Annotated in this window: 18 protein-coding genes; 7 read left to right on the forward strand and 11 right to left on the reverse strand. The window is 71.6% G+C overall.

From position 1 onward, the window contains the following. Nucleotides 1-595: 595 nt before the first annotated feature. Nucleotides 596-1,588 (reverse strand): linear amide C-N hydrolase, encoded by a 993-nt coding sequence (locus AB0C28_RS09625; RefSeq protein ID WP_357842993.1) that lies wholly within the window; start codon nt 1,586-1,588, stop codon nt 596-598. 158 nt (nt 1,589-1,746) lie between these two features. Continuing rightward, nucleotides 1,747-2,715, reverse strand: coding sequence for a dTDP-glucose 4,6-dehydratase (rfbB, locus tag AB0C28_RS09630; RefSeq protein ID WP_357842996.1), 969 nt, complete (start codon nt 2,713-2,715; stop codon nt 1,747-1,749). 176 nt (nt 2,716-2,891) lie between these two features. Between rfbB and rfbA the strand changes: the two genes are divergently transcribed. After that, nucleotides 2,892-3,776, forward strand: a complete 885-nt coding sequence (gene rfbA / locus AB0C28_RS09635; protein WP_358073575.1) for a glucose-1-phosphate thymidylyltransferase RfbA — start codon at nt 2,892-2,894, stop codon at nt 3,774-3,776. Nucleotides 3,777-3,783: 7 nt separating this feature from the next. Here the strand turns inward: rfbA and AB0C28_RS09640 are convergent, their stop codons facing one another. Continuing rightward, a complete protein-coding gene (locus AB0C28_RS09640) occupies nt 3,784-4,596 on the reverse strand; it encodes a TetR/AcrR family transcriptional regulator (protein WP_358073576.1) in 813 nt (270 codons plus the stop codon). Between the two features lie 368 nt (nt 4,597-4,964). On the opposite strand from AB0C28_RS09640, the gene AB0C28_RS09645 reads away from it, so the two are divergent. Continuing rightward, nucleotides 4,965-6,509, forward strand: coding sequence for an MFS transporter (locus tag AB0C28_RS09645; RefSeq protein ID WP_357843002.1), 1,545 nt, complete (start codon nt 4,965-4,967; stop codon nt 6,507-6,509). Between the two features lie 233 nt (nt 6,510-6,742). Here the strand turns inward: AB0C28_RS09645 and AB0C28_RS09650 are convergent, their stop codons facing one another. Then, entirely contained in the window at nt 6,743-9,670 is a 2,928-nt protein-coding gene (locus AB0C28_RS09650) for an AAA family ATPase (RefSeq protein WP_358073577.1), read from the reverse strand. A 315-nt stretch (nt 9,671-9,985) separates the two neighbouring features. Between AB0C28_RS09650 and AB0C28_RS09655 the strand changes: the two genes are divergently transcribed. After that, nucleotides 9,986-10,747: an alpha/beta fold hydrolase gene (locus AB0C28_RS09655; RefSeq protein WP_357843008.1), complete on the forward strand. Its 762-nt coding sequence runs from the start codon at nt 9,986-9,988 to the stop codon at nt 10,745-10,747. Between the two features lie 84 nt (nt 10,748-10,831). Here the strand turns inward: AB0C28_RS09655 and AB0C28_RS09660 are convergent, their stop codons facing one another. The 6 genes from AB0C28_RS09660 to AB0C28_RS09685 all read right to left on the reverse strand — a co-directional run bounded on the left by AB0C28_RS09660 (nt 10,832) and on the right by AB0C28_RS09685 (nt 18,796). Beyond that, on the reverse strand, nt 10,832-11,785 hold the full coding sequence (locus AB0C28_RS09660; protein ID WP_358073578.1) for an alpha/beta hydrolase: 954 nt from the start codon (nt 11,783-11,785) through the stop codon (nt 10,832-10,834). A gap of 14 nt (nt 11,786-11,799) precedes the next feature. After that, complete coding sequence (locus tag AB0C28_RS09665; protein WP_357843014.1) at nt 11,800-12,660, reverse strand: 3-hydroxybutyryl-CoA dehydrogenase; 861 nt, start codon at nt 12,658-12,660, stop codon at nt 11,800-11,802. After that, nucleotides 12,657-13,634, reverse strand: a complete 978-nt coding sequence (locus AB0C28_RS09670) for a beta-ketoacyl-ACP synthase 3 (RefSeq protein ID WP_357843017.1) — start codon at nt 13,632-13,634, stop codon at nt 12,657-12,659. Before AB0C28_RS09670 ends, AB0C28_RS09665 begins: the two co-directional genes overlap by 4 nt. 15 nt (nt 13,635-13,649) lie before the next feature. Continuing rightward, nucleotides 13,650-14,987 carry a crotonyl-CoA carboxylase/reductase gene (gene ccrA, locus AB0C28_RS09675; RefSeq protein WP_358073579.1) on the reverse strand — a complete coding sequence of 446 codons (1,338 nt, stop codon included), beginning with the start codon at nt 14,985-14,987 and terminating at the stop codon, nt 13,650-13,652. Nucleotides 14,988-15,059: 72 nt separating this feature from the next. Further along, entirely contained in the window at nt 15,060-16,469 is a 1,410-nt protein-coding gene (locus AB0C28_RS09680; RefSeq protein ID WP_357843022.1) for a carboxyl transferase domain-containing protein, read from the reverse strand. An 83-nt stretch (nt 16,470-16,552) separates the two neighbouring features. Then, nucleotides 16,553-18,796, reverse strand: a complete 2,244-nt coding sequence (locus tag AB0C28_RS09685; RefSeq protein WP_358073580.1) for a penicillin acylase family protein — start codon at nt 18,794-18,796, stop codon at nt 16,553-16,555. A 153-nt stretch (nt 18,797-18,949) separates the two neighbouring features. Here AB0C28_RS09685 and rfbC point away from each other — a divergent pair, with 153 nt between their 5' ends. The 4 genes from rfbC to AB0C28_RS09705 are packed head-to-tail and all read left to right on the forward strand — an operon-like array spanning nt 18,950 to nt 22,502. Then, a complete protein-coding gene (gene rfbC, locus AB0C28_RS09690) occupies nt 18,950-19,570 on the forward strand; it encodes a dTDP-4-dehydrorhamnose 3,5-epimerase (RefSeq protein ID WP_357843028.1) in 621 nt (206 codons plus the stop codon). Continuing rightward, nucleotides 19,567-20,682 (forward strand): DegT/DnrJ/EryC1/StrS family aminotransferase, encoded by a 1,116-nt coding sequence (locus AB0C28_RS09695; protein ID WP_357843031.1) that lies wholly within the window; start codon nt 19,567-19,569, stop codon nt 20,680-20,682. The genes rfbC and AB0C28_RS09695 overlap by 4 nt, the downstream gene beginning before the upstream one ends. Before the next feature lie 3 nt (nt 20,683-20,685). Next, complete coding sequence (locus tag AB0C28_RS09700) at nt 20,686-21,585, forward strand: proline iminopeptidase-family hydrolase (RefSeq protein WP_358073581.1); 900 nt, start codon at nt 20,686-20,688, stop codon at nt 21,583-21,585. Next, nucleotides 21,582-22,502: an ACP S-malonyltransferase gene (locus AB0C28_RS09705; RefSeq protein ID WP_357843037.1), complete on the forward strand. Its 921-nt coding sequence runs from the start codon at nt 21,582-21,584 to the stop codon at nt 22,500-22,502. The genes AB0C28_RS09700 and AB0C28_RS09705 overlap by 4 nt, the downstream gene beginning before the upstream one ends. Nucleotides 22,503-22,597: 95 nt before the next feature. Here the strand turns inward: AB0C28_RS09705 and AB0C28_RS09710 are convergent, their stop codons facing one another. Beyond that, entirely contained in the window at nt 22,598-22,843 is a 246-nt protein-coding gene (locus AB0C28_RS09710; RefSeq protein WP_346111845.1) for an acyl carrier protein, read from the reverse strand. Nucleotides 22,844-22,923 lie beyond the last annotated feature (80 nt).

Consider the following 22,923-nt stretch of genomic DNA (forward strand, 5'->3'; position numbering starts at 1 on the left):
ATGATAGATGGGCGACCCGCAGTGTGTCCGTAACCGGAATTCGGGCATCCGAAACCGGCCCATAGTGGTTCGACCCGTCGTTTAGCGGGGTTTGTCCGGGTTTGTACGATCATCGGCAATCGCCCGAGGGGTAGGGCAGTGGCTGCCGAAGTGCGGCGTCGCCTGCTGTCGTTCCTTGACAACGACTCGAAACAGGCTCGGAGCAGTGGAGTTAGAGCCGTCCCCGGCCGGCCCGCCGCGCACGGCCATCCACTAGGCTCTGCACAACTTTGTCGGATCGCTTGTCAAGCTACGGTGAAACTCTTCACATATCGGACGGTCCGATTGTCGAGTCTCCCTAACCCGCGCTCAGGTCGCCCCGAAACTCCGGCTCGACGTGCGAGGTTGGGGGTGTGTGCGGGCCTGCTCGGGCGCCCGCCATGGCATTGTCCGCTTATTCACCCGGAAAAGAATTCATTAATTCATTTCCTGATGACCGTTCCGGGGTGATGCGCGGAAGGGAAATGAACGAGTGGCGGATCATGGTACGGGTAATGCGGCGTACCCGTTGATCGGCCCGGACGGCCGCGCCGGATCACTCGCCCGTGGAGCCGGATCAGCCGCCCGTGGAAAGGCGTAAGTCGCGCACGCGCTTCCACCGCTGCGCCGTCACGATCTCGGCGGTCAGGCTCTCCTGGTCGTACACGATCGACCACCGGGTGTGGTACTGGGCGACCCGTTCGAGCAGCTTCATCGCGTCCGTGCCCGCGCCCTCGGCGAGCAGCCGGTAACGGCGGTCGGTCAGCTTGGTGTCCCGGTCGGCGCCGGTCATCGTGATGTTGGTGAGGTAGCGGTCGTCGATGACGTTCATGCGCCCGTCGGCGTACTCGACGACCGCGGACCTGCCCTCACGGTCGGCGATCAGATAGTGGAGCTGCGGGCCGCCGGTGAAGTCGAGGTCGTAGCGGCGCATCAGCTCGATCGCCTCGGGCACGGTCGCGGCCCGGTCGAGCATCAGCCGGATGATCCGCACGCCGCTCACCACGGCGCGGCCCGGCGTGCGCGCGGGCAGCTCCGCGTCGGGCGCCTGGGCCAGGCCGACGGCCAGCCCCTTCTCGTTCATGCCGTCGAACGGGGTCAGCACCGCGTGCGCCAGCCGCCGCCGGTCCTGGGCGGTGTTCAGGTCGGGCTTGGCCCCCGGCGGGAACAGGTAGGAGACGTCGGCCACGGAGAGCGAGGCGTAGCCGTCGGGCGGGTCGGAGTGGATGACCATGGCCGGGTTGGGATCCCAGTCGAAGTTCCTGCCGAACTCGCCCGGGCGGTGGAACAGCGAGCACGCCCAGCCGTCGCCGCGCCTGGCCAGCTCCTCGTCCGTGAGCGGCGCCTCGGCGTTGTAGGAGCCGTGGTAGGTCATCTCGTACAGCGGCATGTCGTCCAGCCGCCGCAGGCTCGCCGACGTGCGGGCGATCTGGTCCTCCGTCTGCCTGAGCAGCCCGGGAGGTGACGCCGAGGGGGAGGAGGACGCCGGTGGCGGCGCGGCGGCCGGAGCGCACGCGGCGAGCGCCGCCAGGGTCAGAGCCGACAACACCGCCACGGCAGGGGTCCGCATGACAGTAGTCTGCCTGCCGCGCCCCTACGATGTCACCCCGCCCGGCATCGGGAACCTCACGCCACCCGCCCGGCTCCGGCGGCGAGGATCTCGGGGGGTCAGGGCTCGGCGTCCGGGACGCGATCAGGGGTCCGACGCCCACGCGGGCGGCTGGGTGGTCAGCGGTGGCGGGCCGCCAGGGGTTCCCACCAGGCGCGGTTGTCGCGGTACCAGGCCACCGTCTCCGCCAGACCCGTGGTGAAGTCCTTGGCCGGCCGGTAACCCAGCTCGGCGGTGATCTTGCCGTGGTCCAGGGAGTACCGCAGATCGTGCCCCTTGCGGTCCTCCACGTACGTGACCATGTCCCAGTCGTGCCCGCACGCCTCCAGCAGCAGCCCGGTCAGCTCCGCGTTGGTCAGTTCCCGGCCGCCGCCGATGTGGTAGACCTCGCCCGGCCGCCCGCCGAGCCGCACCAGTTCGATGCCCGCCACGTGGTCGTCGATGTGCAGCCAGTCGCGTACGTTCCCGCCCGTCCCATACAGCGGCACCGGAATCCCGTCCAGCAGATTCGTGATGAAAAGCGGGATCAATTTCTCCGGGTAATGATGGTGCCCGTAGTTGTTGGAACAGCGGGTGATCCGCACGTCCAGCCCGTGCGTACGGTGGAAGGACAGCGCCAGCAGATCGGCGGCGGCCTTGGTGGCCGAGTAAGGCGAATTCGGCCGCAGCGGCTCCGACTCCCGCCATGACCCTTCGGCGATGGAGCCGTACACCTCGTCCGTGGAGATATGCACAAACGTGCGGATGCCCTGCCGCACGGCGGCGTCCAGAAGGGTGAACGTTCCGGTGACATTGGTGCGGACGAATTCGCCCGCGGCGGCGATCGACCGGTCGACGTGCGATTCGGCGGCGAAGTGCACGATCTGGTCGTGCTCGGCGGCGAGGTCGTCCACCAGGCCGGGGTCGCAGATGTCGCCCTTGACGAAGGCGAAGCGCGGATGGTCGCTCACCTCGTCGAGGTTGGCCAGGTTGCCGGCGTAGGTGAGCGAGTCGAGCACCGTCACCTGCTCCGCTCCGCCGGCGGTCAGCAGCGTGCGGGCGTAGTGGGAGCCGATGAACCCGGCGCCACCGGTCACGAGCACTCTCATGGCTGCCTCCTTTCGCTCGATTTTCCGGGGCGCGCGGCCGTGGCGGAAGACGCGGCGAATGAAATAGGGGGCGGCCCGAGAATGGGCCGCGAGGATAGGGGGGAGGCGGGGTTGCCGCCGGACATGGACGGGGTCAGGCTTGCCGACAATGTGTTCACACGCGAAAGGATTTTCCGGTGAAAGGCATTGTTCTGGCCGGTGGGCACGGCACGCGCCTGTATCCGGTGACGCTCGGCATATCCAAACAACTGCTGCCGATCAATGACAAGCCGCTGATTTACTATCCGCTGTCGGTGCTGATGCTGGCGGGCATCAGGGAGATCCTGGTGATCTCCACGCCGGCCGATCTGCCCAACCTGCAGCGCCTGCTGGGCGACGGCGGGCACCTCGGCCTCGACATCGGCTACGCCCGGCAGGACGAGCCGGTCGGGCTGGCCGACGCGTTCATCATCGGCGCCGACCACGTCGGGGACGACTCCGTCGCCCTGGTGCTGGGCGACAACGTCTTTCACGGCAACGCCTTCTACGACCTGCTCCAGCGCAACGTCCAGAACGTGGACGGCTGCGTGCTGTTCGGCTACCCCGTCTCCGACCCGCACCGGTACGGCGTCGCCGAGACCGACGCGCAGGGCCGGCTCGTCTCCCTGGAGGAGAAGCCCGCCCGCCCTCGCTCCGACCGCGCCGTCGTGGGCCTCTACCTGTACGACAAGGACGTCGTCGACATCGCCAAGAACCTCAGCCCCTCGGCCAGGGGCGAATTGGAGATCACCGACGTCAACCGCGTCTACATGGAACGAGGCAAGGCACGGCTGGTGGACCTGGGGCGGGGATTCGCGTGGATGGACGCAGGAACACCCGAGTCGATGCTGCAGGCCAGCCAGTACGTGCAGACACTGGAGAAGCGGCAGGGGGTGCGGATCGCCTGCGTGGAGGAGGTCGCCCTGCGGATGGGCTTCATCGACCCGGCCGCGTGCCACCGGCTGGGGGAGAAGCTGGCCCCCTCCGACTACGGCAAGTACGTCTGCGCGGTGGCGGAGGAGCTCGGACACCGCCTCGGCTGAGCCCCGTTCAGACGGTGGCGTCGGCGCCCGCCCGCCCGGCCACGCCGGCTCGTCCGGCCTGCCCGGCCACGCCGGCTCGTCCGGCCTGCCCGGCCACGCCGGCCCGGCCGGTCGCATCGGCCCGGCCGTCCACGAAGACCTCCAGGCCGTCGAGGAGCCGCCCCAGACTGAACTCGAACCAGGCGTTGATGTCGGCGACGTCCTCCTGCTCCTCGAACAGCCGCGTCAGCATCGGGAACTGGCCCGAGTCGAGCAGTTCCCTGATGGCGGGCGACTTGTCGCTGCGCCACTGCTGGGTCGTACGGCCGGTGCGCCGTTTCGTCTCCAGCTCGTTGACCAGCAGCAGCGCGGCGCCCTGCACCTGGGCGCCGACCGCGATGGCCACCCAGTGCATGGTCACCGCGTCGAGCCCGAGCCCGTCCATGGCCCGCATCAGCCGCTCGACGTCGGCCAGCACGTTGGGCCCGACCGGAGGCTGCGGTGTGGCCACGATCCGCAGGACCCACGGATGCCGGGAGTAGATCCCCCACTCGCGGCGGGCGGCGAACTCCAGACGGGTGCGCCAGCCCGCCTCCACGGGCGCGGCGCCGCCGTTGTCTCCGTGCACCGCGTGCACGGCGTCCACCATCAGGTCGATCAGCGCGTCCTTGCCGGAGACGAACCGGTAGAGCGACATCGTGGCGAGCCCGAGCTGCGTCGCGATCCGGCGCATGGAGACGGCGTCGAGGCCCTCGCGGTCGGCGATCTCGATGGCGGCCTGCACGATCTGCTGCACGCTCATGCCCTCGGGCGGCCGGGCGGGCGGGGTGCGCGGCGGCATCTCCCCGTTGGCGGCGGGCCGAGGGGGAGAGCCCTTCCTGACGGCCGCCCGCGCCCGGTAAGCGCGAGCCTGACACGAGCGGGAGCAATATCGGGGCCGCCGCCCGCGGGGTGGGGCGTCGATGGGCTTACTACATTGCGCGCAGGTCAGCATGGCGTCCTCCGGTCACGAATTCTAACACAGGAGGTGTGTGACGAAAGCGTTCCGGCTCCGTGACGTAATTATGTGACGCGGTGCCTCTGTACGACTACAGAATCGCAATCTACCGTGGTGTCAAGGTCCACTCATAGCTGTACCGGCCGAGTGGTCGCCAGGAGCGGGTACGCTGTATACCGCTAGTGATGTACGCCGTACATAGGAGCGCCAACGTGAACGGAGCCCCACCCAAGGCCGGGCGCAGGGAATGGCTCGGGCTGGCCGTCCTGGTCCTGCCCGTGCTCCTCGTCTCCATCACCGTGACCGTCCTCTACTTCGCCGTGCCCTTCCTCAGCCTCGACCTGCGGCCGACCGGCACGGAGCTGCTGTGGATCGTGGACATCTACGCCTTCCTGCTGGCCGGCCTGCTCATCGCCATGGGGTCCCTCGGCGACCGGATCGGCCGCAGGAAGCTTCTTCTGTGGGGCGCGGCGGCGTTCGGGCTGACCTCGGCCGCGGCCGCCTACGCGCCCAGCGCCGAGCTGCTCATCGTCGCCCGCGCCCTGCAAGGAGCCGCCGCCGCCACGCTCATGCCGCCCACGCTGGCGCTGATCCGCAACATGTTCCACGACCCGGCCCAGCGGCGCACCGCCGTCGCGCTCTGGGCGGCGAGCTTCGCGGGCGGGAGCGTGCTCGGCCCGATCGTCGGCGGCTGGCTGCTCGAACAGGCGTGGTGGGGCGTCGTGTTCCTGATGAACGTGCCGATCATGCTGCTGCTCCTCGCGCTCGGCCCACTCCTGCTGCCGGAATATCGCGACCCACGGCCCGGCCGGTTCGACCTGTGGAGCGCGGTGATGTCGCTGGCGGCCGTGCTCCCCGTCGTGTACGCGATCAAGCAACTGGCCGGAGGCGGCGCGGTGCTGGAGGTCACCGGGGCCATGGCCCTCGGCCTGCTCTTCGGGCTCGCGTTCGTCCGGCGCCAGCGCCGGCTGGCCAGCCCGATGCTGGACCTGAGCCTCTTCCGCGACCGCGGCTTCGGTATCTCCCTGCTGACCGACACCCTGGCGATCTTCGCCCTGGTCGGCGTGTTCTACTTCGTCTCCCAATACCTGCAGATGGTGCTCGGGCTGCGGCCCTTCGTGGCCGGCCTGCTCACCCTGCCCGCCGCCGGCATGGCGCTCGTCGGCGCGCTGGTGGGGGCGGCACTGGTGTCCAAGTTCCGTCCAGGGCCGACCATCGCCGCGGGCATGCTCGTCGCCTGCGCCGGCTTCGTCGCGCTCTCCCAGGTCGGTCCCGGCAGCGGCGACGCGCTCCTCATCACCGGGCTGGCACTGCTCGGCGGCGGCATCGGCGTCGTCCAGGCGCTCGCCTCCGACCTGGTGGTGGCCGTGGCCCCGCCCGAGCGGGCCGGCTCCGCCTCGGCCGTGCTGGAGGCGGCCACCGAGCTGGGCGGTGCCCTGGGGGTGGCGGTGCTGGGCAGCATGGGGCTGGCGGTCTACCGTTCGGCGTTCGTCGCACCCGAAGGGCTGGCGCCCGAGGTGGCACGGGTCGCGGGGGAGACGCTCGGCGGTGCCGCCGGGGTGGCCGTGGACCTGCCCGGCCACCTGGCCGACGCCGTGCTCGGCTCCGCCCGCGCCGCCTTCACCGAGGGCATGCAGCTCTCGGCGGTGGTGGCCGCGGGCATGCTCGGCCTGGCCGCGCTGCTGACCGCGGTGACCCTGCGGCGGCTGGAGGCCGGCGTGGTGTCCGGCGAGGACAGCGGGCGCGTGCACCCATGACCCGCGACCTGGAACGCGCGACACGAAACCCGCGCCCCGGAACTCGCGACCTGGAACCCGGCCGGATTTCCGCTCGTCGCCGCGCGGAAATGCGCGGGGGACAATTCCACACACTTCAGAGCGGAAATCCGGGCCGGGCGGCACGCGGTTCCCGCCGGATGAGGGGAGTTCCGGCGAGTGGCGGGCGGGTGCTGCCGGGTGCGGGAGCACGTCCCGGCGCGTGGCGGGGGTCGTTATCGCATCTGCAGGCGGCGGAACTGGTCGGGCAGGTCTCTGCGGCCCTTCACGTCCAATTTCCGGTAGATGCGGGTGAGATGCTGCTCGACCGTGCTGACGGTGATGTAGATCTTCTTGGAGATCTCCCTGTTCGTGTACCCCAGGGCCGCCAGTGACGCCACCCGTTGCTCGGCGTCGCTCAGCAGGCTCATCGACTCCTCCTCCCCGTTCCCGGCCGGCTCCTCCACCGGGCCGACCGCCTTGCGCAGCGGCTCCGCCTGGACCTCGTCGGCGATCTTGCCCGCCTGCCGGCCCACCAGCCGCGCCTTGTTCGACTCGCCCAGCTCGTTCAGCGCGTGGGTCAGGTCCACCAGCGCGTACGTCAGCTCCAGCCTGTCCCCGCCGGTCTGGAGCAGGTCCACCGCCTCCCGCAACAGCGCGGGCCGCTGCGGCAGGTCGCCGGCCGCGGCCTGCACCCGGCGCGACATGCCCCTGATGCGCGGCGACTCCTCACCCGGCAGCGCGTACGAGTGCCCGAGCACAGCACGGGCCTTGCCGCGCTGGCCCAGCCGCAGCAGCGCCGTCGCCACGCCGTGCCGCCACGGCACCAGCCCCGGCGTGTCCAGCCCCCACGACCGCATCAGGGTCCCGCACGTCGTGAAGTCGCGCAGGGCGGCCTGGGCCTGCCCGGTGGCCAGGTAGTGGTGCGCCCTGGCCTGGAGATAGTGCAGCCCGAACCGGGTCTGCAGCAGCCCCTCCGGCAGCGGGCGGCGCAGGTACTGCTCCGCCTCGTCGAAACGGCCCATCTCCGTGGAGGCCCTGATCTGCGCCGCCAGCGACAGGCCGACGAAGACGCCGAGGCCGCGTGGCGGCAGCGGGGCCAGCGAGGCGCGGGCGTACTTCTCGGCGGCGATCAGGTCACCCTGGCGGATCGCGATGGCGGACCTGACGGCGGCCAGCAGCGTGCTCCAGGTGGGGGAGCGGCGGTGCACCGCCTCCTCGTACAGGCGGTCGCACCAGGGCTCGGCGCGGTCGGCCTGGTCGGAGTAGATCAGCGCCGACAGCGCCGTCTCCATCGTGTCGAGGTTCGCGTCGTCGAGCGTGACCGACTGCAGCGTCCGTACGGCGCCGTCCAGGGTGGCCTCCTCCGGCCCGTCACGCAGTACGGCGGCCAGCAGGCTGGGACCCTGCGCGGGCCAGACGCCCCACGAGCCCGGCCGGCGCGCGCCGTGCCGCCCGCCTCCACCGAGCAGCCCGTCACTCCGCCCCTCACCCCGCCGTTCGCCGGGCCTCTCGCTGGGCCCCTCACCGCCAGCCGCGCTCCAGCGCCCGGTGCGGGGCCCGGCATGGCTCTCACCACGGGTCTCACCACGGGCCTCGGCACGGGTCTCGACACGAGGACCGCCAGGAACGCCGCCCGGGGCCCCGCGCGAAAACCCGGCCCGGACTTCGGGAAAGGTGGTGGCCAGCCAGTCCACGGTGGCCGTGAGCCGCTGCGCCGCCTCGTCGTCGTCCGGCTCGGGCAGCCCGCGCAACGTGTCGCCGGCGGCCTCCAGCGCGCCGTGCCAGAGCTGGTAGCGCAGCAGGGTCGTGGTGTCGTCGAAGGACAGCCGGCCCTCCCGCGCCGCCTCGGCCAGCGGGCCGAGATGCTGCCTGACCACGGCGGGGTTGAACCGCCACTCCGCCCGCGCGAGCGCGGCCACGAGCCTGGTGCGCTCATCCTGGTCGGCGCACACCTCGATCGCGAGCTTCAGGCACCGTACCGCGAACTCCGGTTGGTCGCCGGGCAGCGCCTGGTCGGCGGCCACCCGCAGCTCGGCCAGCGCCCACGGCTCGCCGGCCCAGCCGGACTCCAGCAGATGTCTGGCCACGGCGGACGGCACGGCGCCCTCGGCGTGCAGCAGCCGCGCGGCGCCCGCGTGCATCGCGGTTCGCTCCTCCTCGCTCATTCCGTCGAGTACGGCCGTGCGTACGGCGGTGTGCCGGAAGTCCCCCGACTCCAGCAGCCCGATCCCGCCCAGCGCGCACATGGCCTGCCGCACCGCGACCGGGCTGAGCCCGAGCAGCTCGGGCAGCAGGTGGGCGGCCGCCTCTCCCAGCAGCGCCAGCCCCCTGGCCGTCTGGAGGACGGTCGGGTCGCCCCGGTGCAGCACCGCGCGGACGGAGCGGGCGAACGCGTAGCCCACGACCAGTTCGCCCGCGTTCTGGCCGGCGGTCACGTAGTCCTCGATCAATGCTTTGACCAGAAGCGGATTGCCGCCGGTGACCGCGTGACTCGGCGGGCCCAGCACATGCGCGGCCGGTCCGCCCGCCAGTTGCTCCCACATCCGCCGTACCCCGTCGGGTGGCAGCATGCCGACCCGTACGCGCTGGTAGTGCGGGTGCCGGGTGAGCGCGACCTCCACCATCGGCTCCATCCCTTGGGTGTCCTCGGTCGTGGTCACCACCAGGAACACGTTGCTGCTCTTCAGCCGCTGGACGAAGTGGAGCAGCAGGTGCCACGACGGCGGATCGGCGTGCTCCACGTCGTCCACGGTGATCAGCAGCGGTGCGCCGTCCGAGAGCTCCAGCACCGCCGACCACAGCCGCTGCGTCATGTGCAGCCAGGCCCGGTCGTCGGTGGCGGGCGGCTCCTCGCACGCCCGGTCGAACGTCATGCTCTCGATCAGCTCGGCCGCCTGCGAGGCCAGCTCAATCGGCAGCGCGGCGCTGTGGAATAGCTGGCTGATCACCCCCAGTGATAAATTACGATCGGTACGTGAACAGGTCGCGCTCAGCCACGTGGCCCCCGCTTTGACCGCATCCTGGCCGAAGGCGTAAACGAGCTCAGTTTTTCCCGCGGCAGTCGGCCCAGTGATGGCGACGACCCGGCCGCCGGCCTGCGCCGTCAGGTGCAGCTGGCTATTCAGCAGGGACAATTCGCTGGTACGGTCGATCAGTAACATCAGGCTCCCCGGTTGCCTGTGCGTGGCTCAGGTGCAGCGCTGATCCACCCTGTCCCGCACACAGTTACAGTCGCAAATCCGTCTAGACCCTCAACATTCTGTACCTATTCGCGGTAACTAAGCAATGCCTTAGTTATTCATCACGCGATGGGCGTAATTCATCATTTCATCACGCCGTACGAGGCCGGCTCGTGAGTTTTACCAGACGCGCTGCGGCCCCCTATCGGAACCGCACGAACTAGGGGTTTGCGATCCCCGTCCGCGTCCTCGAATATTAAATTATCGCTCTATCGAAGTAAGGATGTTATTGGCCTCATGGACGACAACACGACACCTGGCGACTGGATCCGGCACTTCGCGCGGCGGCCCGGAGACGGAGCCGTGCTGCTCTGCCTGCCGCACGCGGGCGGCTCGGCCGGCTCTTTCATGCCCGTCGCGCGCCTGGCCGGCGAGTGGGCCGAGGTGCTGTCCGTGCAGTATCCGGGGCGGCAGGACCGGCGCCTCGAACCGTGCGTGGACAGTGTGACCGACATGGCCGACCGGATCGCCGCCGAGGTGCGCTCGTGGACCCGCCGGCCGCTGATCCTGTTCGGGCACAGCATGGGCGCCGTGGTGGCGTACGAGCTGGCGCGGCGCCTGGAGCGGTCCGGGGTCACGCCGGCCGGGCTGTTCGTGTCCGGGCGGCCGGCGCCCTCGTTCGTGCGCGACCGCGGGCTGCACCGCAAGCCCGACGCCGACCTGCTCGCCGAGGTGCGCGCGCTCGGCGGCACCGCCTCCGTGCTGCTGCAGGACGAGGAGTTCATGCGCGCGGCGCTGCCCGCGATCAGGGCCGACTACCGGGCCATCGAGACCTACCGGCACACCGACGGGCCGGCGCTGGGCTGCCCGGTGATCGCGCTGACGGGCGAGGACGACCCCAGGGCGCCGGTCGCGGAGGTGGCGGCCTGGCGCGCGCACACCACCGGGGCGTTCCGGATGCACACCTTCCCCGGCGGCCACTTCTACCTGACCGAGCACCTGCCGCGGATCGTCTCCCTGATCCGCGAGCACGCCGCCGCGACCGTCCCGTCTCCCTGACCGTCCGCCGGGCCGGCCGTCCGGCCGCCCGGTCTGATGTCCGATCAGATGGCCGGTCCGCCGCCTGCCCGGTCGGTCGTCCGGTCAGTTGTCCGTACCGTGCAGGGCGCGGCGGAGGGCGGCGACCATGTCGGCGTTCATCCGCCGGGTCAGCGCCACGTCCGCGATGATCGCGGCCCCGTGGAACGCGCCGGGATAGAGGTGCAGCTCGGTCGGCACGCCGTCCTGCACGAGCCGCTGGGCGTACGCGATGCCCTCGTCACGCAGCGGGTCGAACTCGCACACCGCCACGAACGCCGGCGGCAGCCCGCTCAGGTCCGCGGCCCTGATGGGCGCCGCGTGCGGCGGCGCGATCCCGTCACGACCCAGGTAGTAGCGCCAGCTCAGCACGGCGTCGGGCCGGTTCCACATCGGCGTGTCGGTGAAGGCCCGCATCGAGGGCGTGGCCAGCCGGTCGTCGGTCACCGGCACGTCCAGGAACTGGAACCGCAGCGGCGGCCCGCCACGGTCGCGGGTGAGCAGCGCCAGCGCGGTGGCCAGGTTGCCGCCCGCGCTGTCACCGGCGGCCGCGATCCGGTCCGGGTCCACGCCCAGCTCCCCGGCCGCGCCCGCCAGCCACTCCAGGGTGGCGTACGTGTCGTCGAGCGCCGCCGGGTACGGATGCTCGGGCGCCAGCCGGTAGTCCACGGCCACCACGACCGCCGGCACCAGGTCGGCCAGCCGCAGGCAGCGTACGCTGAAGTAGTCGAGCTCTCCCGACACGAAGCCGCCGCCGTGCAGGTAGATGATCGCGGGCAGCGGCCCCTCCGCCCGAGGCCGGAAGACCCGCACCGGCACCCCACCAGGCACCTCGCCGGGCACGCGCCGGTGCTCGACCGTCACCTCGCGCCGCGGCGTGTACGACGGCAGCCGCCGCTCGATCTCGGCCAGCAGGGCCGGGTCGGGCGGCGGGCCGTCCCGCCGGATCACCTCGCTCAGCGGCACGGACGGGATCAGCTCGGCGTAGGGGACCAGCTCCGGATCGAAGGCGTACGGCAAGAATCTCTCCTCGTTCAGGGGTAGGCGTGGAACCCGCGGCCCGTCTTCCTGCCGAGCAGGCCGCCCTCGACCATGCGCAGCAGGATCGGCGGCGGCGCGAGCTGCGGCTGCTTGAGCTCCTGGTACAGGGCCGAGGCGATGGAGGTGACGGTGTCGAGCCCGATCAGGTCGGCCAGCCGCAGCGGCCCCACCGGATGGCCGCAGCCCAGCGTCATGCCCTTGTCGACCATCTCGGCGTCGGCGAAGCCCGATTCGACCATCCGCATGGCCGACAGCAGGTACGGGATCAGCAGCGTGTTGATCAGGAAGCCGGCCCGGTCCTGCGACTCGATGACCTCCTTGCCGAGCACCCCGGAGACGAACGCGGCGGCCCGCTCGCGGGTCCGCTCGGCCGTCAGCAGCGAGGCGACCAGCTCGACCAGCGGCAGCAGCGGGACCGGGCTGAAGAAGTGCACCCCGATCACCCGCTCGGGCCTGCTGGTGGCCCTGGCCAGGCGGATGATCGGGATGGAGGAGGTGTTGGAGGCCAGAACAGCCTGCGGATCCTCGATGATCTTGTCGAGTTCGCCGAACACGTGCAGCTTCAGCGCCTCGTCCTCGGGGACCGCCTCGACCACGAACTCCCGGTCGGCCAGCTGGTGCAGGTCCGTGGTGAACGAGACGCGCGCCAGCGCCGCGTCCCGCTGCTCCGTGGTGATGGCCCCCTTGCGCACGCCCTGGCCGAGCGAGCGGGTCACCCGCTCCAGCCCGCGCGCGCCCGCGGCGGGGGACTGGACGGCCACGCGGACGTCGAGGCCCGCGCGGGCGCACACGTCGGCGATGCCGGCTCCCATGAGCCCGCAGCCGACCACGCCGATCTTCTCCGGCTGGTTCATCGTTCCTCCTCCTGCGCCGCCCACCGCAGCAGGCCCGCCCCGATCGCCATCCCGCCGCCGAACCCGGCCAGCAGCACCAGATCCCCGTGCCGCAACATGCCGGCCCTGTTCGCCTCGTCCAGCGTCACCGCGACCGAGGCGCTGCCCACGTTCCCGTACCGGTCGACCGTGCGGGGCATGAGCGCGCCTCCCAGCCCCGCACGCTCGGCCAGCTCCGTCACCAGGACGCCGTTGGCCTGGTGCGGGATGAACACGTCCACGTCGGAGAGGCTGTGCCCGTGCCGGGCGGCCAGTGCCGCCAGCGCCGGCGGCACCCGTTCCAGGACGAATTCCTTGACCTGACGGCCCTCCATCCGGAAGAAGCCGTCCTCCACCCTGATCAGCCCCTGCCTGGACCCGTCGGAGGCCAGCTCGAAGCCGAGAAAGCCGGAAGGCGCCGATCCAGGCGCCGGTTCGAGGATCGGCGGCCCAGGGGCCGGACCCACCACCGCGGCGCCCGCCCCGTCGCCGAACAGCACGGCCGTGCGCCGGTCGGAGAAGTCCAGGATGCGCGAGTACACGTCCGCGGCCACCACCAGCACCGGCCGCCCGCTCTCGGCCACCAGGTCCCTGGCCAGCGCCAGGCCGTAGACGAAGCCGCTGCACACGGCGTTGACGTCGAAGCAGGCCGCGCCGGTCGCGCCGACCGCGTGCTGCACGGTGACCGAGACCGGCGGCTGCGGCGTGTCGGCCGTGGAGGTGGAGACGATGACGTAGCCCAGCTCCGCCGGGTCGATCCGCTCCAGGGCCCGCTGCGCGGCGCGCACGGCCAGGTCGGCGGTGCTCTCGCCGGCCGCCGCGAAACGCCGTGACGAGATGCGCGTCCTGGCCACGATCCACTCCGGTGTGACACCCGCAGCCGCGGCCAGCTCCTCGTTGCCCACCTCTTCCTTGGGCAGGTAGGAGCCGGTGGCGACGATTCCCACGGCACGCACGTTGTCGCTCCCGCCTCAGCCGCGCAGGGCGTGCAGACGATCCTCGCCGACGCGGGCGCGGAAACCGGGATCCGTCACGCCCATGCCCGGCTCGGGAGCCAGGCAGAGCACGCCGACCTTGCCCTGATGCTCGTTCAGCTGGACGAGCCTGGCCGCCTCGGCGACGTCCTCCAGCGGGTACTGCGTGGCCAGCGTCGGCACCAGCACACCCTTGGCGAACAGCCGCAGGCACTCCCACGTCTCCTGGAGGTTGGCCGCGTGGCTGCCGACGATCCGCTTGAGGTTCATCCACAGGTAGCGGTTGTCGTACTCGTGCGCGAAGCCCGTGCTCGATCCGCACGTGACGACCGCGCCGCCGCGGCGGACCACGAAGGTCGAGATGCCGAACGTGTCGCGGCCCACGTAGTCGAAGACCACGTGCGGATCCTCGCCCGTCGCGGCCCTGATCGCCCGGCCGAGCCGCTTGCCCGCCGCGATCGTCTCGCCCGGCGTGGCCGGCGGCCGGCCGCCCAGCCCGATCTCGTTGCGGTCGATGACGACGTCGCAGCCGAGCCGGCGCAGCAGATCGGCCTTGCGCTCCGAACCGACCACGCCGATCGGGACGCCGCCCGCCGCCTTCACCATCTGCACCGCGTACGCGCCGAGCCCGCCCGCCGCGCCCCAGATCAGCACCAGGTCGCCCAGCTTGATCGGGGTGCCGCGATGGCTGATCAGCATCCGGTAGGCGGTGACCGCGCACAACGTGATGGACGCCGCCTCCTCCCAGGTCAGGTGGGCCGGCTTGGGCGCGAGCTGGCTGGCCCGCGCGACCGTGTAGTGGGCGAGCCCGCCGAAGTTCGTCTCGAACCCCCACACCCGCTGCTCGGCGCCCATCATCCCGTCGCCGTGCGTGGCGGGCTCCTGGTCGTCCACGTACGACGGGCTGATGACGACGTGGTCGCCCGGCCGCCAGCGGCGCACGCCGTCGCCGACCCGGACGATCACACCGGCGCCGTCGGAGCCGAGCACGTGGTACGGCAGGTCGTGGCGGCGGGCGTACCCGCCGGTGGCGGCGAAGCGTTCGAGGAAGCCGAAGGTCGGCAGCGGCTCGAACATCGCCGACCACACCGTGTTGTAGTTGATCGAGCTGGCCATCACCGCGATCAGCACCTCGTCGGGGGCCAGCTCCGGCATCGGCACGGTGCCCACGCGCAGCGACTTGCGCACGTCCTTGTCGTCGCCGTCGTTCATACCGTCGAACATGTGCACGTCCTCCACCCGCAGGTGGGCGGCGAGATAGTCGCCGGGCACCGGGGCCGCGGCCAGTTCCTCCGGGCTCGCACCGCTCAGCACGGCTTCGGTCAGGGCATCCATGACGCTTCGTCCTTCCGGTTCACTTCCGGCCGGTTCGTGTCCGGTCCGCTTCCTGCTTGCATCCGGTCCGGTTCACAACGGGATGTTGGCGTGCGGGCCCCGCCTGGAGGGCGCGGCGGCCAGCGCCGCGGACAGTTTGCGCCGGGTCGAGGTGCGCTCGATGATCTCGTCCACGACGCCCAGGGACCGCGCCCTGTCCACGCCGCCGCTCTCGCGGTCGAGCCGCTCGGCCAGGCTGCGCTGCAGCGCCGCCCGCTCCGCCTCGGGCGCCCTGGCCAGCTCCTTGCGGTGCACGATGCCGGCCGCGGCCTCGGCGCTCATCACCGCGATGCTGGTGCCGGGCCAGGCGAAGACGCGGGTGGCGCCGAGTGAGCGGGAGTTCATCGCGATGTACGCCCCGCCGTACGCCTTGCGCGTCACCAGCGTCACGCGCGGCACCTCGGCGGCGGCGAAGGCGTGCAGCAGCTTGGCGCCCCGCCTGATCACGCCGTCCCACTCCTGCCGCACTCCCGGCAGGTAGCCGGGCACGTCGGCCAGGACGACGAGCGGCACGCCCAGCGCATCGCACATCCGGACGAAGCGGGCGGCCTTCTCGGCGCTGAGCGAGTCGAGGCAGCCGCCCTTGCGCAGCGGGTTGTTGGCGACGACCCCGACCGCGCCGCCGGTGAGCCGGCCGAGGCCGATCACGATGTTCGGCGCCCAGCGCGGCTGCAGCTCGACGAACGGCTGCCCGGGATCGAGGATCGCCTTGACCAGCGGCCGCACGTCGTAGGCGCGGCGGGGGTTGTCCGGCAGCAGCCCGGCCAGCCCGTCGCAGTCGCCGGCGGTGCGCGGGGAGAACAGGGAGGGGCCGGCCAGCAGGCCGGTGAGCTGGCGGGCGGTGGCGTAGGCGGCCTCCTCGGTCGCGGTGACCACGTGGGCGACCCCGGACTTGACGCCGTGGGCGGCGGGGCCGCCGAGCGCCTCCATGTCGATCTCCTCGCCGGTGACCTTGCGGACCACGTCGGGCCCCGTCACGAACATCCGCGCGGGCTCCGCCATGATCACCACGTCGGTGAGCGCCGGGCCGTAGGCGGCGGCCCCGGCGGCCGGGCCCAGGATGACGCTGATCTGCGGCACCCGGCCCGACGCCCGCGTGATGGCGGCGAACACCCGCCCCACGCCGTCCATCGACTCCACGCCGTCGGCCAGCCGCGCGCCGCCCGAGTGCCACAGCCCGATCACCGGGCTGCCCTCGCGGGCCGCCCGGTCGATGGCCGCCACGATCCGCTCGCAGCCGCCGGCGCCGAGCGCGCCGCCCATGACGGCCGCGTCGGTGCAGAAGGCGAGCACGGACCGGCCGCCGATCCTGCCCCGCGCGGTCGCCACACCCGTGGCGTCGCTCTCGGTCAGGTACGTCACCGAACCCGGGTCGAGCAGGCGGGACAGGCGGACGGCGGGAGCGCGGCCATCCAGCCGGGAATTTTCTGCAATGACCGTCAACGCCGTCATCCGTTCGTCGCGGAGAGGTAAAGGCAAATGCACGCTAACCGCGGGGCGGTGACCGGACCAACCCCTTACCACCCCTATCCCGACACCGGTGTCAGCGTTATCCGGCCGGCCGCGGCGGACTCCACGGCGGCTCGGCCGTAAACGAGCGGGAAGTATTCGCCGCGCTGCCACGACGCGGCCAGGTCGCGATAATGCGGATCGCGCGGGTCACCGGACTGCCCGGGCGCGTTGATCGCCAGCGAATTGTCCCAGGCGCCCACGTCGAGCACCATTCTGAACGACGCCCCTGAAACGTGCCGGAAATCGCTCGGAAGATACGTCGAGGCGTTCACCGTGTACGCCGACCCGCCACGCGGGAACGGGCCCACGTCGTCGCCGGCGGCGGAGGTGAAGGTCGTGCGCTGCAGGTCGCCCCACCGCCAGGCGGCCGGGTCGGGGCCGAGCCGGGCCGCCACGTCGTCGTAGGCGGCGGCCAGCGTGCGCACCATCAGCGCCTCGTGGCCGCCGCGCGCCAGCTCCTCCAGGATCGTGCGCAGGTCGAAGAAGGGCACCTCGGGCGGCAGCCCCGACTCCGCGACGAACCCGGGGCCGAGATGGCGGGTCAGCCACGTCTCGAACAGGGCGGCCGGCCCGGAGTCCACCGCGCACACCCCGTCGAACCCCTTGAGCACCGCCAGCGCCCGCACCGCCGACGGGTCCTGCGTGGTCAGGTCGCGCAGCAGCGGCACCAGCGACCTGGCCGGGAGGGACACCACGTCGTTCTGCAGCCGGGCCGAGCCGCGCACGTCGGCGCGTTTGCCGGCGGAGAGCACCTCGTCGATCCGCTGCCGCCGGAACGGCTGATCCCACTCATAGCCGACGACCGGTGAGCCGGGCGGCAGGTTGTACTCGTTCGCCGAGGCCACGAACCCGGCCGGCGGATCGAGCAGGCGGGGCAGCTCGCGGCCGTCGCGGAAACCGGCCCACTCGTAGCGGCCGTCGCCGGGCACGGGCAGCAGCCCGTCGTAGCCGGTCCGCTTGGGGGCCAGGCCGCCGGGCACCCAGCCGACGTGGCCGCGGGAGTCGGCGTAGATCTGGTTCTCCGGCGGGCCGCCCCAGGTGCGCATGGCCTCGGTGAAGCCGCCGAAGTCGCGGGCGCGCAGGTAACGCATCGAGCCGAAGTAGGGCGCGGTGCCGGGCTCCAGCCACGTGGTGCGCAGCGCGTACGCCAGGCCGCGCTCAGGGTCGGTCGCGATGACCGGGCCGTGCCGGGTGAACGTCAGCTTCGCCGGCCGCCCGGCGATCTGCTCGGTGACCTCGCGGAACGGCTCCCACTCGCCCTTGTACGCGTACGAGCCGCCCTTGGTCCGGTAGACGTACAGATCCTCCTGGTCCATCGCGAAGACGGTCAGGCCGAACGCGATCGTGCCGTTGTGCCCGATCGAGACGCCGGGCAGGGCCGGCTCGCCCGCGCCGATGACGTCGAGCCCGGGCGCCGACAGGTGGGTGAGATACCGCAGCGCGGGCGCGGTCAGCGACCGGTGCGGGTCGGAGGCCAGCACCGGCCGGCCCGTCGCCGTGCGGCCGGGCGAGACCGCCCACGCGTTGCTGCCTTCCGACACCGCCCGCGGCTCGGTGACCAGCGTGTTGCCCGAGACCCTGACGCCCTGCGTACCGAGCTGGTAGACGCGCAGCACGTCGGCGGGGATCGCGCACGGGTCGAGCCCGCGCGGCACCCGCGTCTTATGCGCGGGCTGGAGCCGCCACAGCTTGCGGTCGGCCTCGATGCCCGCCTTGCACACGACGGCGGCGCGCAGCACCTCGGTGGACAGGTTCATGGCCAGGCCGTGGCTGCGGACGCGCACCACGTCCTCGGGCCGCCACCGGGACGGGCGGTAGCCGAGCCGGGTGAACTCGGGCGGCATCGCCTCCGGGTTCTCCTCCAGGTGCGCGACGTAGGCGTTGATCCCCGCGGTGAAGGCGGTCGCGGCCTGCCGGGCGCCGGGGCCGTAGGCCGCCCACTCGCGGTCCATGTCGCCCCGGTAGAGGAACAGCCGAGCCGCGCGGTCGCGCTCGGCGTGCTCGGGCCCGAACACCTCCGACAGCAGCCCGAGCCCGCGCCGCCGCCACAGGTCGAGCTGGAACAGCCGGTCCCGCGCGGCGTTGAAACCCTGCGCCAGGAAAAGGTCCTGATCATTTTCCGCGTAAATGTGCGGAACTCCCCAGCGGTCCACGATTATCTCCGCGGGCGCGCGTAATCCAGGCACCTGGAATCGTTTCTCCGGAATGACGTGCAGCGGTACGGCCAGCATAATGACGGCCAGCAGAATCCTTCCCATGACACGCATCAAACGGGTGCCGGGGAAGCCGGTCAACGGCGTTACCCCCGTTTAGGGGAGTGGCCGCACGATAAGGGTTGGTAGGGGGTTGTTCGGCGGCTCGCGCGCGGCCGACCATGAAACGTCAGCCAGGCCCTTCGAAAGGTCACACCAATGCAGTTGCACCGACTGGACGTGGACGGCGCCTTCCTGGCGGATCCGGTGATCTACCCCGACGACAGAGGCCACTTCCTGGAACTGTTCAGCCAGCCTGCCTTCCAACGGGACGTCGGCCACGAGCTGAACGTGGCGCAGGTCAACTGCTCGCTGTCGCGGCGGGGCACGATCCGGGGCCTGCACGCGGTGGCGCTGCCCAGCCAGGCCCGCTACGTCACCTGCCCGCAGGGCGGCATCATCGACATCGTCGTGGACATCCGGCTGGGCTCGCCCACGTACGGGGAGTACGTCGCCGCCGAGCTGACCGAGACCAACCGGCGGGCGCTCTACCTGGCCGAGGGCCTCGCCCACGGCTTCGCCCCGCTCACCGACGAGGCGACCGTCGTCTACCTGTGCTCCAGCACGTGGGCCCCGGGACGCGAGGTGCAGATCAACGCGCTCGACCCCGAGCTGAACCTGCCCTGGCCCGTCACACCCGAGCCGCTGATGTCGGAGAAGGACCGTGCCGCCCCCACGCTGCGGGAGGCGGCCGAGCGCGGCCTGCTGCCCGCCTACACCGACTGCCAGGAGCTGTACGCCCGCCTGGACGGCCTCGCCGTGGGCGGTGACCGGCGATGATCCCGCTGTTCAAGGTCGCCATGTCGGCCGAGGCCCCGGCGGCCGCCGCCGAGGTGCTCGGCAGCGGCATGGTCGGCCAGGGCCCCAAGGTCGAGGCGTTCGAACGGGCACTGGCCGCCCGCGTCGGCAACCCGCGCGTCGTCACCGTCAACAGCGGCACCTCCGGCCTGACCCTGGCCCTGCGCCTGGTCACCGGCCACCGGCCGGCGAGCGGCGGCGAGGTGCTGTCCACGCCGCTCACCATGGAGGCCACCAACTGGGCGATCCTGGCCAACGGCCTGCGCATCAAGTGGGTGGACGTCGACCCGGCCACGCTCACCATGGACCTCGACGACCTGGCCAGGAAGATCACCCCCAGCACGCGCGCCATCGTGGTCGTGCACTTCGCCGGCTACCCCGTGGACCTGGCCAGGCTGGAGGCCGTGCTCGACCGGGCCGAGGCGCTGCACGGGTTCCGGCCGCCGGTCGTCGAGGACTGCGCCCACGCCTGGGGCGCCACCTACGACGGCACGCCGATCGGCGCGCACGGCAACGTCTCCGTCTTCAGCTTCCAGGCCATCAAGCACCTGACCTGCGGCGACGGCGGCGCGATGACCCTGCCGACGCCGGAGCTGCACCAGCGGGCCCGGCTGTTGCGCTGGTTCGGCATCGAACGCTCCGCCGACCGGCTGAGCAACCCGCCCGACGTCGCCGAGTGGGGCTACAAGTTCCACATGAACGACATCAACGCCGCCGTCGGCCTGGCCAACCTGGACACGGCCGAGCGGGCGCTGGCCAGGCAGCGGGAGAACGCCGCCTTCTACGACGCCGAGCTGTCAGGCGTGCCCGGGGTCGAGCTCACCGAGCGGGCGGCCGATCGTACGCACTCGTTCTGGATCTACCCGATGAAGGTCGAGGACCGGGCCGGGTTCGTCAAGCGCATGAACGAGGCCGGGATCATGGCGAGCAACGTGCACGAACGCAACGACAAGCACTCCGTGGTACGCGGATTCGCCGCCGACCTGCCCGGCCTCGACGCCGTCGCCCCGCGCGTCGTGTGCGTGCCGGTGGGGTGGTGGGTGAGCGACGAGCAGCGCCGGCACATCGCCGACACGATCAAGCGGGGCTGGTGAACGATGTCCCGCCCCGCCACTGTGAAGGGCCATCTGCCGTTCGGGCCGTACCGGACCTGGTACCGCCGCACCGGCGAGCTGCCCGGCGCCGGGCCCGCCGTCGTCGCGCTGCACGGAGGCCCCGGCAGCACCCACGACTACCTCGTCGGCCTGGCCGGCCTGGCCGACCACGGCTATCCCGTGATCCACTACGACCAGCTCGGCAACGGCGGCTCCACCCACCTGCCCGACGCGCCTCCCGGCTTCTGGACGCCGCGCCTGTTCCTGGACGAGCTGGACAACCTGCTCGACCGGCTCGGGCTGCGTGACGGCTACGTGCTGGTCGGGCAGTCGTGGGGCGGGATGCTGGGTGCCGCCCACGCCGCCGCCCGGCCGCCGGGGCTGCGCGGGCTGGTGATCGCGAACGCCCCCGTGTCGTACCCGCTGTGGCTGAAGGAGATGGTGGTGCTGCGCGGCCGGCTGCCGCCCGGAGTGGACGACGTGCTGCGGGCTCATGAGGAGGCTGGTACGACCGACTCGCGGGAGTACTTCGAGGCGATGATGGTCTTCTACAACCGCCACGTCTGCCGGCTGTCTCCTTGGCCTCAGGAGTTTCAGGCCACCTTCATGGAGATCTACAACGATCCGACCGTCTACTACGCGATGAACGGGCCCAGTGAGTTTCACGTGATCGGGTCGCTCCGCGACTGGGGTGTGGAGGATCGGGTCGCCGAGATCGACGTGCCCACCCTGCTCATCTCGGGGCGGTACGACGAGGCCACTCCGGAGACCGTGCGGCCGTACTTCGAGCTCATCCCCGACGTGCGGTGGGAGATCTTCGAGAACTCCAGCCACACCCCCCACCTTGAGGAGCCGGAGCGGTTCACGCAGGTCCTGCTCGACCACCTGAAGGAGTGCGGATGAGCGGCGGCACCGCTTTCGTCTTCCCCGGCATGGGGCCCACGGACGCAGGGGAGGCGGCCGCCTTCCTCGAACGCGACCCGGTGGCGCGCGAGCTGTTCGGCCGCGCCTCCGACACGGTCGGCTACCCCGTGGCCGAACGGTACGCCGAGGCGGACGACGACTACAGCCAGGCCGCGCAGGTGGCGTTCCTGGTGAACTGCCTGGCGCTGGCCTCCTGGGCCGAACGCGAGCTCGGCCTCACCCCCGAGCTGTGCGTGGGGCCCAGCTTCGGCGGGAAGGCCGCCGCCGCGTACGCGCAGGCGCTCGGCTTCGAGCCGGCCGTCCGCATGACGGCCGAGATCGCCCGGCACACGCGGGACTACTTCGCCACGGCCCACCCCGGCGTGGTCACCCACTCCTTCGTCCGCGTGCCCGGCCCGGCGCAGGCGGAGATCATGCACGACCTGGAACGGCGCGGGATCTGGCACGAGCTGTCGTGCCGCGTGGACCACGACTTCGTCATGCTCTCGCTGCCCGGCACCGAGCTGGACTGGCTGGACGGGCGGATCAGGAAGGCCGGCGGCCTGTCGCTCTACACGATGCGCCCGCCCATGCACGCCGCCGCGTTCGCGCCGCTGCGCCGCACGGTCGAGCGGGAGGTGCTGGCGGGGCTGGAGTTCGCCGACCCCAAGCTGCCGGTGCTGGACGACGCCGGCGGTGCGGCGCTCACGACGGGGGAGCAGGTGCGCACGCTGCTGCTCGACGCCTTCGTCCGGGCGCCGTCCTGGCCGTCTGTGGTCGAGTCGATGCTGCGGCGCGGGGTGACCCGGCTCTGCGTGACGGGCCAGGACAGCCTGTTCGGCCGGGTGCCCGTCACGACGCGGAACTTCGCGGTGGTCGCCGTGAACCCGAGGTCGGCCCTGAAGGGCCGGTTCTGACGGGTCGGTTCTGACGGGTCGGTTCTGACGGGTCGGTTCTGAGGAGACGGGGTGCTCATGGGACGGCGGCGGAGCCGTGGTGGCCCCGCCCGCGCTCAGCTCGCCAGGGACAGCGCCCGCCACAGCGTGGCGGGCGTCCCGAACGTCTCCCGCGTCAGCGCCTCGGCGGCCAGGCGCACGCCGTACGCCTGCTCCAGGGACGTCAGCAGCTCGACAATGGCCATCGAGTCGAGCCCGGCGTCGGTCAGATCGGTGTCGGCGCGCAGTTCTTCGCCGGGCCCGAGAAAAGGAAGCGCGCCGCGGACGAGCGTCTCGAACTTATCGTCCCAGGGGGAAGTCATGATTTCCTCGCTTTCGGTAGGACTCACGTAATCGACGGTATAGGCGGAATCCGGAGATGTCCATCACGAAAATCAGTCAG

Origin of the sequence: Nonomuraea sp. NPDC048892, assembly GCF_040649735.1 — a bacterium.
Taxonomy (GTDB): Bacteria; Actinomycetota; Actinomycetes; order Streptosporangiales; family Streptosporangiaceae; genus Nonomuraea; species Nonomuraea maheshkhaliensis.

Excerpts from the sequence above, each read along its gene's own strand:
- AB0C28_RS09625 (WP_357842993.1), bottom strand. The coding sequence starts at position 1,588 with ATGCGGACCCCTGCCGTGGCGGTGTTGTCGGCTCTGACCCTGGCGGCG.
- rfbB (WP_357842996.1), bottom strand. The coding sequence starts at position 2,715 with ATGAGAGTGCTCGTGACCGGTGGCGCCGGGTTCATCGGCTCCCACTAC.
- AB0C28_RS09640 (WP_358073576.1), bottom strand. The coding sequence starts at position 4,596 with ATGCCGCCGCGCACCCCGCCCGCCCGGCCGCCCGAGGGCATGAGCGTG.
- AB0C28_RS09650 (WP_358073577.1), bottom strand. The coding sequence starts at position 9,670 with ATGTTACTGATCGACCGTACCAGCGAATTGTCCCTGCTGAATAGCCAG.
- AB0C28_RS09655 (WP_357843008.1), top strand. The coding sequence starts at position 9,986 with ATGGACGACAACACGACACCTGGCGACTGGATCCGGCACTTCGCGCGG.
- AB0C28_RS09665 (WP_357843014.1), bottom strand. The coding sequence starts at position 12,660 with ATGAACCAGCCGGAGAAGATCGGCGTGGTCGGCTGCGGGCTCATGGGA.
- ccrA (WP_358073579.1), bottom strand. The coding sequence starts at position 14,987 with ATGGATGCCCTGACCGAAGCCGTGCTGAGCGGTGCGAGCCCGGAGGAA.
- AB0C28_RS09685 (WP_358073580.1), bottom strand. The coding sequence starts at position 18,796 with ATGGGAAGGATTCTGCTGGCCGTCATTATGCTGGCCGTACCGCTGCAC.
- rfbC (WP_357843028.1), top strand. The coding sequence starts at position 18,950 with ATGCAGTTGCACCGACTGGACGTGGACGGCGCCTTCCTGGCGGATCCG.
- AB0C28_RS09695 (WP_357843031.1), top strand. The coding sequence starts at position 19,567 with ATGATCCCGCTGTTCAAGGTCGCCATGTCGGCCGAGGCCCCGGCGGCC.
- AB0C28_RS09700 (WP_358073581.1), top strand. The coding sequence starts at position 20,686 with ATGTCCCGCCCCGCCACTGTGAAGGGCCATCTGCCGTTCGGGCCGTAC.
- AB0C28_RS09705 (WP_357843037.1), top strand. The coding sequence starts at position 21,582 with ATGAGCGGCGGCACCGCTTTCGTCTTCCCCGGCATGGGGCCCACGGAC.
- AB0C28_RS09710 (WP_346111845.1), bottom strand. The coding sequence starts at position 22,843 with ATGACTTCCCCCTGGGACGATAAGTTCGAGACGCTCGTCCGCGGCGCG.